Source organism: Sphingopyxis sp. Geo48 (assembly GCF_949769155.1).
GTDB lineage: Bacteria > Pseudomonadota > Alphaproteobacteria > Sphingomonadales > Sphingomonadaceae > Sphingopyxis.
Genome location: NZ_CATKPA010000004.1, coordinates 265,025 through 281,047, shown reverse-complemented (window position 1 = coordinate 281,047; position 16,023 = coordinate 265,025). Strand labels below are relative to the sequence as shown.

Genomic DNA, 16,023 nt, shown 5'->3' with positions numbered 1-16,023 from the left:
AAATATGATCAGAAATGTGACCGCGACAAAGACCCCTGGCGCGGACTTTGACGCAATTGTGATCGGCGGAGGCTTCGGAGGGCTCTATGCGGTCCACAAGCTGCGTAATGACCAGGGTCTCCACGTAAAGGCCTATGACAATGCGAGCGATGTCGGAGGGACCTGGTACTGGAATCGTTACCCGGGAGCGCTCTCGGATACCGAGAGCTTCTGCTATCGCTTCTCATTCGACAAGGAACTCCTTGATCAAGGCAGCTGGCAGACCCGCTATCTCACTCAGCCCGAGATTTTGGAATATCTCAACAATGTCGCTGACCGCTTCGACTTGCGCAGCAGCTATCAGTTCAACACCAAGATAGTATCGACCCGTTTCGACGAAGCGACTGGGCTATGGCATGTAGTAACGGACAAGGGTGAGACGGCATCGGCCAAGTATCTCATTACCGGCCTGGGACTTCTTTCGGCGATCAACAAGCCGACGTTCTGTGGCATCGACGACTATGCCGGTGACATTTACCATACAGGCGCGTGGCCTGAAGGGGTCGATCTCAGCGGAAAGCGTGTCGGCATAATCGGGACGGGCTCAACCGGAATTCAGGTGATCATTGCCCTGGCGCCCCAGGTAAAGCACCTGACCGTATTCCAACGATCTGCCCAATACGTCGTTCCGATCGGAAACTGGCCCGAAGACACTGAGACGATCGATACCTACAAGGCCAACTATGACGAAATCTGGAAGCAGATAAAGAGTTCGAATGTCGCCTTCGGTTTTGTCGAGAGCACCGTTGCGGGAATCGACGTCCCCGAGGCCGAGCGGGAGTGCGTATTCGAGGAAGCGTGGCAGCGCGGTGGTGGATTCCGCTTCATGTTCGAGACCTTCAACGATGTCGCGATCAGCGATGAGGTTAACACCTCGGCGGCAAACTTCATCAAGCGGAAAATTGCCAAGATCGTGAAGGATCCAGAAATCGCCCGGAAACTGACGCCCGGCGATATCTATGCCAAGCGCCCGCTGTGCGCGACGGATTATTACGGTGTTTACAACCGGAAAAACGTATCGCTGGCAGACGTCAAGGACGATCCGATCGCAGAATTCACGACAAGAGGCATCCGCTTGGCCAGTGGGATCGAACACGAACTTGACGCGGTGATTTTCGCTACAGGTTTCGATGCGGTCGATGGAAACTATACGAAGATCGATATTCGGGGACGCGGTGGCGTCACCATCCGGGACAAGTGGGCCGATGGCCCTCTGGGTTACCTCGGGATGATGGAAGCCGACTTTCCGAACATGTTCATGATCCTGGGCCCCAACGGTCCATTCACAAACCTTCCTCCCAGTCTCGAAAGCCAGGTGGAATGGATTTCCGACACGATTGCAACCATGGAAGCTGACGGCCGCTCCACTATCGAGCCGACGCAGGAAGCCGAAGATGCCTGGGTGGAAACCTGCCGGACAATTGCCAACATGACACTGTTCCCTAAGGCGGAATCGTGGATTTTCGGGGCGAACATTCCTGGCAAGAAAAACGCAGTGATGTTTTATCTCGGTGGTCTCGGCAATTACCGTTCAGAACTTCAATCGGTACGGAATTCGGGCTACGAATCGATGATATTCGATCGTCAGACTGCAACCACCGCGCTTTGATGACCATCGAAATTCGTTCGCGTCTGAACGACCGGACTGTTGCATTCCCCATCCCCCGCAAGGCCGTGACAGGTTCGGTCGTGCGGGGGACACGCTGCTTGTGGCCCGTCGATCGAGGGGTTGTCAGCAATCAAGGCTCGATTTCGCGGCATCGCCTCTAGCCCGGCTTATTCATGAGCCCGCTGCACTGGGGTGTTTAGGGTTTGGTGGGTCGGTTGCCGCGTGATCTGGGCGAGCGCCGGCGCCGGCGTTTTTCCCCGCAGCAGGAGCGATGGGCTTTTCGAGGTTGATGGACGAGGGCTCGGGCTTTCATCGGCACTGCCGCACTGGCTATGTCGGTGCTGGCCGGAGAATGGTGGCGATGGCTTTGAACACGCCGGCGTCCGGGCAGGCTGACGCGAAGGCGAGATGGATACGCGAGGAGGTTTCGATGACGCGGGCAGCGACCTTGAGCAGCCGCAGGCGTAGCGTTGCGAACTCGGCTGTGGCGAGCGCGGCTGTCTTGGGGATTTCCTGTTGGATGCGCCACATCAGCCAGTAGACAGCGGTGTGGAGGATGAGGCGCATCTGGTTGGCGTTGGCGGATCGGCACGAGGTGCGATCGCTAGCGAGTTGAGCCTTGTGGCGCTTGATCAGCCTTTCGGTCTGGCCGCGCGCGCAGTAGAGCGTGTCATAGATATGCTCGGCTGAGCCTTCGGTCAGTGAGGTGACGACATAGCGGATGTCCATGCCCAGCGTGCTGGCCTCGATCCGGGCGACGACGCGGCGCTGGCACTTCCAACTCTTCGCGCCGTAGTGCGTTTCGGCATAGTTGCGCAGGACCGGATACTGGGCCGTGGCCCGCTTGACCGCGCAGGCATCGACGATGGCAACGATGACCGTATCAGCACGCAGCGCGGCATTGGTCGGCAAGCCGAACACGTAATCGACGCGGTGGGCCTCGCAGAAGGCCTTGACTTCGGGGCGGCCATAATGCCCGTCGCCGCAGAAGGTGATGTGCGTTTCCGGCCAGTACCGGCGGATATGACGCACCAGGCGCCGGATGTGGCCGGCAACTTCGGCGCCCGACGGCGTCTTGCCGGTGCGCAGCAGAATCGCGACCGGACGACCGGTCGCGGTGTCGTACACATGGATCGGCAGGAAGCAGCGCTCACCGTGATGCCCGTTCCAGAAGGACAACTGCTGATAGCCGTGCACGACATCGCAGGTATCATCGAGGTCCAGCGTCACCGCCGCCGGTGGAGCCGGATAGCTGGCGCAGTAGACGCCGATCATCTCAGCCATCATCCTGGCCAGCTCACGTGTGGTCGGAGCATTCTCCCAGCGGCTCATCGTCGGTTGGCTGGCAAGCCCCGCGCCCGATCCCGGCAACTTGCCCAGCGCCAGGCGGAAGCCCGGATCGTCGCGCAGGGCGTCGAGATCATCGGCATCTTCATAGCCGCACGCGATCGCGAACACCCGGGCACGTAGGATGTCATCGAGGCGATGGATCACCCGCGTCGGGTCACGCGGGTCGGCGATGCAACTCGCAAGCCGCCGGCAGAGCCCCATCGCGCGCTCGGCCTGCGCAAGCAGCAGAACGCCGCCGTCCGAGGTTAGTCGGCCACCATCAAACGCGGCTGTGATCTTCTTCCCGCCGACCGCTGGGAATCGGAATGAGGTTGAGATAACGTCTTTCATGGCGGGTGTGGCCTGTGGCATTTTCTGCCCTGCAGCAGGGTCGGCGTAGACACCCAGTTCCTAATTCAGATCAGAGGCTTATGCCACTCCCGCCAACCCTTCAGGCCCCCGCCGGTGAATAAGACGGGCTAGCCACCCATCGGGCGCAACCGGAAGGGTGTCCCCCCATTGGGCTTGTTCCCCGTCGGATCGTGGCCCCTTCCGGCTCGACAAGAAGCGTGCCTTCTGCGCCGGCAGCCTTGATGCTTCTTGAGCGGAATGCAGGGTGATTGGGGCAAGCCTTCTTGGTGCACCCTCGCAGGATTGTTCAATCCTTGTTCGCAAGGATCTCCAAGACTCATGCGCCTCTTCGGCTTTACCCCCAACGGGAAACCAAGTCTGCATCTGGACACCTATGCGCAACTGTAACGGCGCGCACAGCCGAGCTTGGTAAGCAAGGGAGAGGGCAAAATGAATTTGAAAACAATATCGCGTCTCATGTGTGGCTGTACGTGGGCCTTGGCGCTGATCCCTGGGAATGTGAGCGCACAGGCTGTTGCGAGCAGTAATGATGCCCAGGCTGAACAGACTTCATCCGGAAGCGAAGTCGAGGAAATCATTGTTACCGCACGGCAGCAGAACGAATCCTTGAAGAATGTCCCGGCGTCGGTGGCCGTGCTGTCCGCAGACACGATCGAAAACACCAAGGCACGCGTCGCGGTCGATTTCGTGAACCTGACATCGGGTGTCACCATTCAAACCGCGACGACCGATCCATCCGACGTGTCGATCAACATCAGAGGCCTGAACAGCCCCCGCGATGCGGAGAACAACATTGCCTTGGTGGTCGATGGCGTGCTCAAGACGAGTATCGCCTCGACCAACGAGCCCCAGGGTGCGCTTGCACAGGTGGAAATCCTCAAGGGTCCGCAAGGCGCGATCTACGGGCGCAATGCGTCGGCCGGTGCAATCGTGATCACCACCAAAAAGCCTACGCCGGAATTGTCCGGGCAGATCAAGGGGCGTGTCGCGAACGACAATACGTACCTCATGTCCGGACTGTTGAGCGGCCCCATCACCGACAGTGTCGGGTTCGTACTTAACGGTGAGTGGACCAAGTCGGACGGCTATTATCGCAACACGTTTGTCGGATCGGATTTGCATCAGAGCGTCTATGGTTATCGCGGCAATCCGGCATCGGTAGACAGCTACAACAAGCTGAACCTCTTCGGGCGAATCCTGCTGGCACCTTCGGACGATACCGAAATCGACCTGAAGGCCAACTATGGCAGGAGCCACGGCGGCGCACTGAGCTTCAATGCGGTTTTCCAGATTCCTACGCTCGCCCAGGCGTTCAACGATCCGATATTCAACGCAAAGGTCAGCGATCACAAGTTCATCTTTACCGATGACACCGAGGCCAAGCACTGGCAGCGGACTTATGGCGCATCGATGAGGCTGCGACAGAATTTCGACTTCGGTTCGCTGATCGGTGTTGTCGCATATAACAACAACAAGAACGAATACATTGCCGGTGGGACCAGCGGCGCGTTCGGCTTCTTCAACAATGAACCGACCTGCCTCCGCAGCCGTGCGGCCACCGCAGGGGTTGTCAACCAGGCACCGTTCACGAAATACAATGCGGCATTCGGCTTTGCGATGCCCTATTCGCCTTCCACTTGCGACGGCATCCAGGGCAATCGCCGTACGCAGACAGACGTAATTTCCGAAATCCGGCTCATGGGTGGGGAAGGCTCTTCCTTCAACTGGCAGCTGGGTGGAAGCTACATCTTCATCGACAGGCGGGTTTGTGTGAACCTGACGCTTGACACGGGACTTGGCGGGACGCGTCAGTGCTTTACGATGGACCCCCGCTTCCCGACCGAAAACCTGACAGATGACAACTATCGGACCAATGTTTATGCCGCATTTGCGGCCGGAGACTGGGACGCTACCGACAAGCTGCGCCTCGGTGTCGCGCTACGCTATGATATCGAAGCGCGTGACCGTATCAACAATGTTCCGGTAAATGCTCGCACGCGCTGGGTTGGCAATCCGCGTACCGGGTATCCGATTGGAACCGCGACGACTCCCTCGAACTATTTCCTCAACCCCGGCCTTGATCCGGCATACAACCCATCTGGGGTGATCGCGCCGATTTCTTCAACCTTCAAGCAACTCCAGCCGAAGATAACGATCACCTACAAGCCGAACAATGATCTCACGATCTTCGGGAACTGGGGCATCGGCTTCAAGGCTGGCGGCTTCAATCCGGCAGGCACCGAGGCGATCATCAACGGCTACTTCAATCCACCACCGCCCGTGGGCATCAGCGCGGGAATCTCGGTTCCGGACCTGATCAAGAAGGAAACCAACAGCGCGTTTGAGATTGGGGTGAAGGGACGTCCGTTCAACGGCCTCAACTTCGAGGTGGCAAGCTTCCTGACCAACGTCAAGAATATGCAGTTCTTTGAATTCTTCGTGGGTGATTTCGGCTTGCTGCGCAGCACCTCGAACATCGACAAGGTGAAAATCTACGGAATAGAAGGATCGATTGACTACAGGATCTCCCCAATTTTCAAGATGTTTGTCAACGGGAATTATACAAAGAGCGAAATCAAGAAGAATTCCGGCCGCCCTTATACGGTAGGAAACAAATCTCCTGCGACGCCTGACTTTTCGATCAACGGGGGCGTTCAGATGAACGCCCCCGTCACGGATCTTGTCAATCTTGTCGGCCGTGTCGACTTCAGGGTTGTCGGTCCGACGCCATTTCACACGGTTCAGCGAAATACCACACCCACGATCTTCGGCTTACCGGCTACTTACGACAATTCCACACGCGATACTTTCGCGACGGTCAACGCAAGGCTGGGCGTCGATGTCGGCAGTTTTTCGATTTCGGCATTTTCTACCAACCTTTTCAACAAGCACTACGTTGAAGACGTTGTGATCGCGCCGGAATTCGGGGGCGACTTTATCGCAGGCGGCGCGCTGCGCCGGTTCGGCGTGGATCTCTCCTATAAGTTCTGAGGCGTGGTTCAGGCATTTTTTCGTAAGTAAAGTTCCACCCTTACCGAGGTAGCTACGGCGTCTTCATCAACCTACGGCTTCTTTGAACTGCGATTTTCTGAACCAGATAATTGCCAGTATCATTTGCCAACAATGTCGATGCCGATAGCTCCTCGGTCTTTTTATTACTATTGAGGAAATTCATCGGCGAACTTGGGTTCCGCTGTCTCCCATTCCTTTGAACGAACCCATCCGTGGTCGATAGACATCCTTGCCGTCGGAGATGTTTGCCCATGCAAGCCCTGGTCTGCGTGAAGCGCGTGATCGACTACAACGTGAAGCCTCGGGTGAAGGCGGATGGCACGGGGGTTGATCTTGCGAACGTGAAGATGAGCATGAACCCGTTTGACGAGATCGCGGTCGAGGAAGCGATACGCCTGAAGGAGAAGGGCGTGGTGACCGAGATCGTGGCGGTGTCGGTGGGCGTTGCGAAATCGCAGGAGACGCTGCGCACGGCGCTGGCGATGGGCGCGGACCGGGCGATCCTGGTGCAGGTCGATGACGGCGTCGAGGTCGAGCCGCTGGCGGTGGCCAAGATCATCAAGGGGATTGCCGACGAGGAAGCCCCCGGCCTGATCATCACGGGCAAGCAGGCGATCGACGATGACAGCAACCAGGTCGGCCAGATGGTCGCCGCGCTGCTCGGCCGCCCGCAGGGGACCTTCGCCAACGAGGTCTCGGTCGAGGGCGATGCCGTGGTGGTCAAGCGCGAGATCGACGGCGGTCTGCAGACGGTGAAGCTGGCTCTGCCCGCCGTGGTCACCACCGACCTGCGTTTGAACGAGCCGCGCTATGCCTCGCTGCCCAACATCATGAAGGCCAAGTCCAAGCCGCTCGCGAACAAGACGCCTGCCGACTACGGCGTCGACATCGCACCGCGCCTCAGGACGCTCAAGGTCACCGAACCGCCGGTGCGCAGCGCCGGGATCAAGGTGCCCGACGTCGATGCGCTGGTTGCCAAGCTCAAGGAATTGGGCGTAGCCTGAACACTCACCACCTCCTTTCGGCTCGAGCGAAGTCGAGCCACGCTCGCAGTGTCTCGACTTCGCTCGACACGAACGGGGTTGGGTTGAAAGGAATGATACGATGACCAAGGTTCTCGTTCTGGTCGAACACGACAACGCCAGCGTCAAGGACGCCACGCTCGCCGCCGTCACCGCTGCGGGCCAGCTTGGCGAAGTGACCGCGCTGGTCGCCGGCGCCAACTGCGATGGTGCCGCACAGGCCGCCGCGCAGATCGCGGGCGTGGCCAAGGTGCTCAAGGCCGACGACGCCAGCCTCGACAATGCGCTGGCGGAGAACGTCGCCCCGCTCGTCGCAGGCCTGATGGCGGATTACGACGCCTTCGTTGCGCCTGCCACCACCACGGGCAAGAACGTCGCGCCGCGCGTCGCAGCATTGCTCGATGTCATGCAGATCTCGGACATCCTCTCGGTCGAGGGGCCCAGGACCTTCACCCGCCCGATCTACGCCGGCAACGCCATCGCCACGGTCGAGTCCAGCGACGCCAAGCTCGTCATCACCGTGCGCGGCACCGCCTTTGCCAAGGCCGCCACCAGCGGGGGCAATGCCAGCGTCGAGACCGTCAGCGCCACCGCCGACAGCGGCCTCAGCAGCTTCGTCAGCGCCGAGATCGCCAAGAGCGAGCGCCCCGAACTGACCAGCGCCAAGATCATCGTCTCGGGCGGCCGCGCGCTGAAGGATGCGGCCACCTTCGAACAGATCATCACCCCGCTCGCCGACAAGCTCGGCGCTGGCATCGGCGCGAGCCGCGCGGCGGTCGATGCAGGCTACGTGCCCAACGACTACCAGGTCGGCCAGACCGGCAAGATCGTGGCCCCCGAAGTCTACATCGCCGTCGGCATCTCGGGCGCGATCCAGCACTTGGCCGGCATGAAGGACTCCAAGACCATCATCGCCATCAACAAGGACGAGGACGCCCCGATCTTCCAAGTCGCCGACATCGGCCTCGTGGGCGACCTGTTCACCCTGGTCCCGGAACTGACGGGCAAGCTTTGACGCTCCTGCAGAACCGGAAAAGCTGTGAGCAACCTGTCGAGGCAGTCGGTGGCGTCAGCGAACTGGTCGAAGCGACCGATCGGTTCCGGACCGGATTGAGGCAGGCACAGACTCATTCTTAGTAATTGCCAGCGATTACCGCGCGTTCACCGCCGGCTGACCTGCACCCGGAATCTTGGACCGTTCGGAGCTGGAAAATTCCAGTTATGAACGGAGGTCCAGGATACGGAGTGTGTGATGAAGAGATCAAATTTTTCGGAGGCGCAAATATGGGTTCTCGTAGCCATTGTGCAAAAAGTGCCACTAAGCAAGTTGCGGAAATATAAGATTTAACATCGATAGAAATCAGTAAGCCATTGATATTTATTGGCCGCCAGATTTTACGACCTTTTGCCTGCGGTGTGTAGGCTCATCCTAAGGAGGATCGAGTCGTGGGCGCACCACTTCGACAATATCTTGGTGGGGACCGGTTTCCAGACGACTTGACCGATTCTGAAATTGCGCATTTCTTCTCGTTCGCCGAGGATGAGCGGCGAACTGTCAACCGCCGACGTCGTCCATTGTACAGGTTGGGCGTGGCGCTGCAGATCGGTTTCCTGCGGCTCGCCGGAACGCCGCTCAATTCCGTTGAGATGATTCCAACGCGTGTGCTGGCTCATTTGGGCGCTGAACTCGAAATTGCGCCGCCGCACCTGGCTTCGATCCGTGCGCTGTATCGTCGACGGCGCACCCTTTTTGAGCACCAGGAGGTGGCCAAGCGGGCTCTGGGTTTGCGCGACCTCACCGAACATGGCGAACGCGCGCTAAACGGCCATCTGCGACGCGAGGCCGGCGACAAATTCCTGGCGGACGACTTAGAACGAGCTGCGCGTGCATGGATCGCTGACCATCGCTATATCCAACTTCCCTCGCGGCGACTGAGGAGTTCGGCAATAGCCGCCCGGCGCCACCATGATGCGGGGCTGTTGGCCGGCGTCATGACCGCAGTCGGAGCGGAGCAGACGAAGGCCTGGCTGCCGGGACTGTCGGAGACGATAACAACCGGCAAAACGCGGCTCGAATGGCTTCGAGACGGCCCATCCTCTCGTAAGACCAAAGGCCTCGCCGACCATATCGCGAAGATCGATTTCTTGAAAAGCTTGGTGCCGACAAGCTGGACCTCGGCTTGTCGACCGGAATGCTGAAAGCTCAGGCGCGATCGATGTTGTACCGCAAGCCCGCGACGCTCAGGCGGATGCGCGGTGAGCGCAAAATTCTCGAACTGGCGTGCTTCCTGCGACTGCAACTTTTGCGTCTCACCGACGATGGTTTGGGGATGATTGATTACCGGATCGCCGATCTTTGGCGACAAGCCCGGAGGCTCTGGCTTTCACCAAGTACGCCCATGTCGATCATTGCTGTTTCTCCTCTGGCTTGAATGATCGACTCACCGGCTATCGGAAGAGGAAGGCTGTAGGAAAACGAAAAGAACATAAAAGGAACATTGAGGAAGGCGCGAATCAGTCGCGCTCAGCGATTCGCGCAGAGACCGACCGCTTCGGCGCAGACTCCGGCCCGGTTCGCGCGATCTTCGGCCAGATCGGCGCTCAAAGAGATCAAGGCAGCGCGATTCCCGGCTCACACACCGGTGGATGTCGCTTTTTGCTTAGTCGGCAGGCCTCGAACGACGGTCGCGATTTCCTACAGGCCCATCGAGGGATCACGAAGAACAGACAGCGAACGGTTCGCCGCTTGCTGTTCCTTCAATCCTCGAAAGGCCCTGCCTCATGAATACCCCTCTCCAGCTTCCCCGGCGTACCCAGCTCAAGGACTACATCCTGCCCGCGCTGGTGGCGCTCGCCGGTGCCGGCGCGGCTTATGCCGGCGCCGACACCACCTTCGATCCCGCTCTCGTGAAGTTCACCGATTTTCTCGAGGGCTCGGGCGGCAAGATCATCACCGTGCTCAGCCTCGCGGGTGGCCTCATCGGCCTCGCTTCGGGTCGCTTCACGCTCGGCCAGATCGCCGTCCCGGTGGGCGTCGGCATCGGCGTCGGCACCGGCGTGCCGATCGTCACCTCGGTCGTGACCGCGGTCATCTGATCAGCGGATCCGGTCACGGCGGGAGGGCGGCATCATGGCCGACAAGTACCTCGTTCCCCAACGGCTCGACGATCCGGAGCTCATCGGCTTCTGGACCATCGACGAGTTCGCGGGGCTGTTGATCCCCTTTGCCTGGGGGATCCTGGCGCAGCACATCTTCATCGGGATCGCTCTCGCCTTTGCGGCCTGGTTCGTCTTGCGGAAGGCGAAATCCGGAAACGCGGGCTCGGCGCTGGTGCATGCTGCCTACTGGTACATGCCCGGGGGTTTCCTCGGGCTGAAGGCCACGCCGCCCTCCCATTGCCGCCTCCTGGCCGGCTGAGGGAGACAAGCGATGCGCGCAGAATTCGCATACGAAGAGGCCCAGAAATACCTGCGCCAGCGCAATTGGCTGGCTCTGGTCGCCGGCGGTCTGGCTGTCACCACGCTGCTTAGCGTGGGGGCAGCGGCAACCCGGGACCGGGAGGTTGTGCTGGTCCCGGTGACCAGCGAACGGCTCTCGCTCTCCAGCGCCGGACCGGACGCGCACTACCTCGAGCTCGTCACCCGCGACACTGCGCTGATGCTGCTCAATCGGAGCCCGCAAGGCCTCGACTACTGGATGGCCGAGATCCTGAAGCTCGCCGATCCGGCCGCTCACGGCCGCCTCAAGGCCGAGCTCGTCAAGATCGTCGACGAGCAGCGCGGCTCGGACATCAGCCAGGTCTTCGTCATCCGCAAGATGGAGGTCGACCCGGCCGCCCTCACTTCGACCGTCACCGGCACGCTCAAGACCTTCGTCGGCGCGCAGGTGATCGCCAGCAACGATCGCAGCTTCCGGTTCCGCTGGAGCCGGCACGGCCTCGCCCTTGGGCTCACCGGCTTCGAGCAGCTGCAAGACCAAAGCCAGAAGGACTGAAGACGGCCATGAGCTATCTTACCCCCACGACCGCGCTTGGCGCCGCCCTGTGCGCCCTCGCGTTCAGCGTGTCCCCGGCCTTTGCCGACCAATTCGTCGAAGCGGCCGACAACGCCAAGATCGACTGCGTGCTCTCGCGCGGCGAGCTGACCCGCATTGCGCTCATCGACGATGGCTTTGCCAACGTCTCGAAGATCGCCAGCGCATATCCCTACAACGATTTCACTGTGACCCATGAGCCGGTCCGCGGCGACATTTACATTTCGGTCCCGCCGCAGTTTGCCGCCGACCGGGTGGGCTTCTTTGCCACGAGCAAGGCGGGCTACGTCTACAAGTTCGCGTGCCGGACGGCTGCCCAAGAGGCGAGCCAGATCTTCGTCACCAACCCTGCGCTGAAGACCCACGAGGCCGAAGACTGGGAGCAGGCGGCAGGTCCCGACGAGGCGGCGATGCGCACCGACGGTCAGCACGCGATCGATGCGATCTCGGCAGAGAACGCGGCCTTGAAGGTACAGCTCGACCAGACCTCGCGCGCATCGGCTGCACCGGTCATGCCGCCCCCAGCCTATGGCCCTGGTGTCACTCCGGGTGCTGGCAACCCGGCGCCCGGTGCAAATCGGCAGGCCGCCGATGGCCCGTCAGCGGATGCCAAGGTCAGCCTGATGAGCTTCGAGACCGGCGGTGCCGGACCCAAGAAGCCGGCCGGCGACACCGCCGCCCCGCAGCTCCTGCTGCAGGACAGCCCCGATTACCTGCCGCCCAACAGCTATGCGCCGGCGCGGGTCATTGTCGGGGTCGACGCCTCGACCGGTGTCGCCAGCCAGACCGATCCGCTCCCAGTGGTGCTGCGGATTACCGGCCCGGCACGCTCGGTCATGCGCGGCGGCAAGGTGCTGACGACCGACATCACCGGCTGCCTCGTCAACGGCGCGGCCCGCGGCGATCTCAGCAGCGAGAAAGTCTATGTGAAGCTGGCGCGCATGACCTGCGCGCAGCCGGGCGGCCGCTATGCGGTGAGCGAGGTCAAAGGCTTCATCAGCTTTGCCGGCAAGTCGGGCGTGCGTGGCCGTGTCGTCAGCCGCGAAGGCAGTCTGGTTGGCCAAGCCCTCCTTGCCGGCATCGTCGGCGGCTTTGGCCGGGGCTTCTCTGCCAATGCCAACGGCATCTTCACCGGTCAGATCGGGGCCGATGGCAAGCGGCAGGCACTTTCGCCGACCGACATTGTCACGGGCGGCATCGGCCAGGGCGCCGGCGAGGCCGCCGATACGGTGAGCAAGTACCTCATCGAACGCGCCGAACAATACCAACCCGTCGTCGAGATGCCGACCGGCATCGAGGTCGAGATCGTCTTTCTCGACGGCGTTCACGTCAGGAGCAACACGAAATGAATTACACGGATTTCCGGCCGGGTTTCAAAGCCCGCGCCGCAACGGCAGCGCTTGCCCTCACGACGGCCTTCGCCGTCGTCAGCCTCGGTCTCGCGGCGGTGACGTCTGCGCCGGCCCAGGCGAGCGACACCTCGAGCGCCGTGCGCGCTGCACTCAAGGCACGCCTTCCCAAGACGCCGATCGACGCACTCACTTGCGAGGGCTTCGGCGGGCTGTGCGAGGTCGTGTCGGGGAGCACGCTGTTCTACGTCGATGCGTCTGCCCGCTACCTCCTGGTGGGGCGGCTCTACGATATGGAGACGCGCCGAGATGTGACGGCAGCGCGCCTGCTCGAGCTCAACCCTGACCTCATCGCCGCCGGCGCAGCGCGCGCGGGCGCCGAGAGCAAGGCGCAGGACGAAGAGCCGGCGAACGCGGTCCCGACCAAGGTCGATCTCGCCAAGTTGCCCGCCGATGGCGCTGTGCGCTGGGGCAATCCGGCAGGTCCCAAGGTGGTGGTCTTTTCGGACTTCCACTGCGGCTACTGCCAGCGGCTGACCGGCGAACTCACGAAGGCGAACGTCCAGGTCGAGGAACGGCCGATCTCGATCTTCGGCGCCAAGAGCCGGGCGCTGTCTGAGGCCGTCCTCTGCGCGTCCGATCCGGCCGCCGCGCTCCATGCCGCCTATGCCGGTGAGCCGCCGCGAAGTCGCTCGGGCACTCGCCCGTGCAGTGAGCGCCGCTCGTCATCCCGAGAGCGCGGCGGAGCCGCCGCGCCCGGTCGGTCCCCCGGCCGATCTTCCTGCCGATCCTACCACCACCGCCGTGCCGGACGTGCTGACTGCCCCCTTGCAGCACGCGCCGGCCGGGGGACCCGGGACTGCCTCCCTCCCGGCCCGGGTCCCCCACCCTGATGCACACCATGAGGAGCCCGCTTCTCAGGAAGGTCAAAAACCATGACTCTCTCGCTTGCCAGCGCGCGCGATGCGCTGATGGGCTCGCTGTTTGCGGACACGGCCTCGGCGGAAAAGCCGCGCATGCCCCGGTTTGGGTGCCGGTATGCGCGAAGGCAACGGTTTTGGAGCAGGGGGCCGCTTGAGCCTCCGGTCTCGCTCCCGCCCTGCCTCGATCGCACCGCGAGACATCTTTCCTGCCCAGAGAATTTCGCCCTGCTTGATCACATAATGTGAAGCGCAAGCGAAGTCGTGATTGCCGATCGAAGGCCAGATCGATGCAGCATCCCCTTCTATCGTCAGTCGATACTCGGTACGAACGAGGGGTGTGGACACTTCTTCCCCGCACCCGCATGCGCAATTATGCAACGCGACGCGGCATTCCTCCGAGACATACAGGATGCCGTCTTCGAGAATCTCGGGTATTTCATCCACGAAGACGGTTTTGAGCCTGTCGACCCGGGCCATTATGCGGCCCTATTCGAGATGTTGTTGCCCTCGATCATGTAGACCGAGTTCACCTCGTTCCGCTCGTCGCGAAAATAGTTCGACCAGCGCTTCCATCGCATGATCGCCATGATGGCGTTGAGCGAATTGACAGCGGCGATCTGAATATCTGTCCGGTAAAGGTCGTCCTCCTCCTTGTCATCGCCCAACGGCAGCAACCGTTCGACTTCGGACCAGGCCATGCCGGGGCGGATGAAGGTTGCTCGGGCGCAGCCATCAAGACAATCCTCTTCCAGGCCTACTCCGATCCCGGTATCGACGAAGGGGATCTCCAGCCGAAGCAATCCCTCGGCTATCTCGCGGCGTGAAGACCCCTTATCGACGCAGACGAATACGAAATCGAAGCCTGCCAGCTCGTCCACATTAGCCGCTGTCACCCGAACAGGATGCGCGGTGATGCCCGTGTGCATCCGGGCATAGACCTGTGCGTAATAGTCGACCTTGTAGGGGAAACCCTTGAGCAGTTCCGGCTCCGGTGAGCCAGGCGACCGGAACAGATTGTGGTTCAAGAGCTGGTCGCCATCATAAAGATGGATTTCGGTAACCCAGGTCTTCGCCAGCAGATCGAGCAGAAACGATCCGGTTCCGCCAAGACCGATGATCGCGACCCGTCCCTTCAGCTTGCGGTTCACGCCGCCAATTCGATAGCGGGCCGAGGCGGAATCGGGAATGGCGAACGGGCTATCGTCATTGGCGATCATCGCCTTGGCATGGGTCCGGGCGTTGGCGGTCCGATCGAGAGACCGGGCAGCGCCGCCGATCAGTCGCTCATAGGCGACCACCTTGTCATAGATATTTTCGTACCGGTGGGTGACCTCGGGCTTGGACGAGAGATAGTGATCCACGTCCATCTCGCCGCAGCGCTGTTTCTGGGAATTGTTGATGATGTTCCCCATGGGGGCGCCGTTGCGATGGCACGGCGTCCCCCCTGCGAAATACATCGTGTGATCGCCTTGCGGCGTTGCCGTGAGGCCCGTGCCGTCTAGCGACAGGGCGCAGGTGAGCACGCCCCTTGCCAAATTTCCGTCAACCGTGACGTGCGGAATACTCCGCACGATCAAGTGGCTGTTGCGCACCTCGATCTCGAAGCCCTCCTCAACGAGGCGCTTGAGATGGGGATCACGACTTATCAGAGCGGCGGACATTGAAGACCATCCCTTTCTTCACCTGAATGGTCTCGCCTTCGACGAGATCGCCCTCGGCGCCATGGACACCGTGGAGATAGGTGATCGTGTAGTTGAAGTTCTCAAAGTCAGGGTTGGGGTAAGCGATCGCCGCGATCTCGCGGTAGCTGTGCGGGCGCTTTTCCACGCTCCGGGGCCGCCCGTTGACCTTAATGGTTACCGTCTTGGGTTCACGGCTGCGGATCCGCTCGACCCCGGCGCCATCCAGCGTCACCTCCCCATCGCTGGGGATGACGGCATCGCCAGCGCTGTCGAGGATGAGCTCAAGCTCTTCGTCGATCTTGCCATAGCGATAGATGTCGGCGGCGAGGATCGTCGGGGAACCCCATTCCCAGCCCCGCTCATTGACGGTGAAGTTGTAGGTGCGGTCGCCGGCGAATGAGAGAAAGACCGCGATCTCGCCGGTTGCGAACTTGACCTCCTCCTCGATGCTGATCGAACGGGCGAGGCCGCCTTCGATCTGGATCAGAACGAAATCGCTGGCAGGTTCAAGCCCCGCAATCTCGCGGATCTGGCTACCGTCCAGAAACTTGTCTCCGGTGCCATGAAGGACACCGTTGACGCTAAACTGAAATTTGTCGTGGCCCTTGGCCATAACGGTGCTCCATATTCTGCCGACTCTTGATCCCGAATCC

15 protein-coding genes are annotated in these 16,023 nt (G+C 61.0%); 11 read left to right on the top strand and 4 right to left on the bottom strand.

Going from position 1 to position 16,023, the window contains the following annotated elements; translation table 11 throughout:
- The first annotated feature begins 4 nt into the window (after positions 1-4).
- Positions 5-1,648 carry a flavin-containing monooxygenase gene (locus QOL79_RS15465; RefSeq protein ID WP_029995535.1) on the top strand — a complete coding sequence of 548 codons (1,644 nt, stop codon included), beginning with the start codon at positions 5-7 and terminating at the stop codon, positions 1,646-1,648.
- Positions 1,649-1,978: 330 nt separating this feature from the next.
- Here the strand turns inward: QOL79_RS15465 and QOL79_RS15460 are convergent, their stop codons facing one another.
- Positions 1,979-3,349, bottom strand: coding sequence for an IS1380 family transposase (locus QOL79_RS15460; protein ID WP_124809292.1), 1,371 nt, complete (start codon positions 3,347-3,349; stop codon positions 1,979-1,981).
- A 477-nt stretch (positions 3,350-3,826) separates the two neighbouring features.
- Here QOL79_RS15460 and QOL79_RS15455 point away from each other — a divergent pair, with 477 nt between their 5' ends.
- The 10 genes from QOL79_RS15455 to QOL79_RS15410 all read left to right on the top strand — a co-directional run bounded on the left by QOL79_RS15455 (position 3,827) and on the right by QOL79_RS15410 (position 13,658).
- Positions 3,827-6,340: a TonB-dependent receptor gene (locus tag QOL79_RS15455; protein ID WP_225011209.1), complete on the top strand. Its 2,514-nt coding sequence runs from the start codon at positions 3,827-3,829 to the stop codon at positions 6,338-6,340.
- Positions 6,341-6,612: 272 nt separating this feature from the next.
- On the top strand, positions 6,613-7,365 hold the full coding sequence (locus tag QOL79_RS15450; RefSeq protein WP_124809290.1) for an electron transfer flavoprotein subunit beta/FixA family protein: 753 nt from the start codon (positions 6,613-6,615) through the stop codon (positions 7,363-7,365).
- Positions 7,366-7,465: 100 nt separating this feature from the next.
- Entirely contained in the window at positions 7,466-8,398 is a 933-nt protein-coding gene (locus QOL79_RS15445; RefSeq protein WP_124809289.1) for an electron transfer flavoprotein subunit alpha/FixB family protein, read from the top strand.
- 482 nt (positions 8,399-8,880) lie between these two features.
- Entirely contained in the window at positions 8,881-9,582 is a 702-nt protein-coding gene (locus tag QOL79_RS15440) for a DUF4158 domain-containing protein (protein WP_255631073.1), read from the top strand.
- Complete coding sequence (locus QOL79_RS15435) at positions 9,576-9,815, top strand: hypothetical protein (RefSeq protein ID WP_283420065.1); 240 nt, start codon at positions 9,576-9,578, stop codon at positions 9,813-9,815. Before QOL79_RS15440 ends, QOL79_RS15435 begins: the two co-directional genes overlap by 7 nt.
- A gap of 349 nt (positions 9,816-10,164) precedes the next feature.
- The gene (locus QOL79_RS15430; RefSeq protein ID WP_066559731.1) at positions 10,165-10,479 is read left to right on the top strand and encodes a hypothetical protein; all 315 of its coding nucleotides are present in this window, start codon (positions 10,165-10,167) and stop codon (positions 10,477-10,479) included.
- A gap of 34 nt (positions 10,480-10,513) precedes the next feature.
- Positions 10,514-10,801 (top strand): type IV conjugative transfer system protein TraL, encoded by a 288-nt coding sequence (gene traL, locus QOL79_RS15425; protein ID WP_070157786.1) that lies wholly within the window; start codon positions 10,514-10,516, stop codon positions 10,799-10,801.
- A gap of 12 nt (positions 10,802-10,813) precedes the next feature.
- Positions 10,814-11,377, top strand: coding sequence for a type IV conjugative transfer system protein TraE (locus QOL79_RS15420; protein ID WP_129405225.1), 564 nt, complete (start codon positions 10,814-10,816; stop codon positions 11,375-11,377).
- Positions 11,378-11,385: 8 nt separating this feature from the next.
- Positions 11,386-12,765: a TrbI/VirB10 family protein gene (locus QOL79_RS15415; RefSeq protein WP_283420064.1), complete on the top strand. Its 1,380-nt coding sequence runs from the start codon at positions 11,386-11,388 to the stop codon at positions 12,763-12,765.
- A complete protein-coding gene (locus tag QOL79_RS15410; protein WP_283420063.1) occupies positions 12,762-13,658 on the top strand; it encodes a DsbC family protein in 897 nt (298 codons plus the stop codon). Before QOL79_RS15415 ends, QOL79_RS15410 begins: the two co-directional genes overlap by 4 nt.
- Before the next feature lie 33 nt (positions 13,659-13,691).
- Here the strand turns inward: QOL79_RS15410 and QOL79_RS15405 are convergent, their stop codons facing one another.
- The 3 genes from QOL79_RS15405 to QOL79_RS15395 are packed head-to-tail and all read right to left on the bottom strand — an operon-like array spanning position 13,692 to position 15,983.
- A complete protein-coding gene (locus QOL79_RS15405) occupies positions 13,692-14,165 on the bottom strand; it encodes a ubiquitination-like system serine protease family protein (RefSeq protein WP_283420062.1) in 474 nt (157 codons plus the stop codon).
- A complete protein-coding gene (locus QOL79_RS15400; RefSeq protein WP_226019582.1) occupies positions 14,165-15,349 on the bottom strand; it encodes a ThiF family adenylyltransferase in 1,185 nt (394 codons plus the stop codon). Before QOL79_RS15400 ends, QOL79_RS15405 begins: the two co-directional genes overlap by 1 nt.
- Complete coding sequence (locus tag QOL79_RS15395; RefSeq protein ID WP_226019583.1) at positions 15,324-15,983, bottom strand: multiubiquitin domain-containing protein; 660 nt, start codon at positions 15,981-15,983, stop codon at positions 15,324-15,326. Before QOL79_RS15395 ends, QOL79_RS15400 begins: the two co-directional genes overlap by 26 nt.
- Positions 15,984-16,023: the final 40 nt, after the last annotated feature.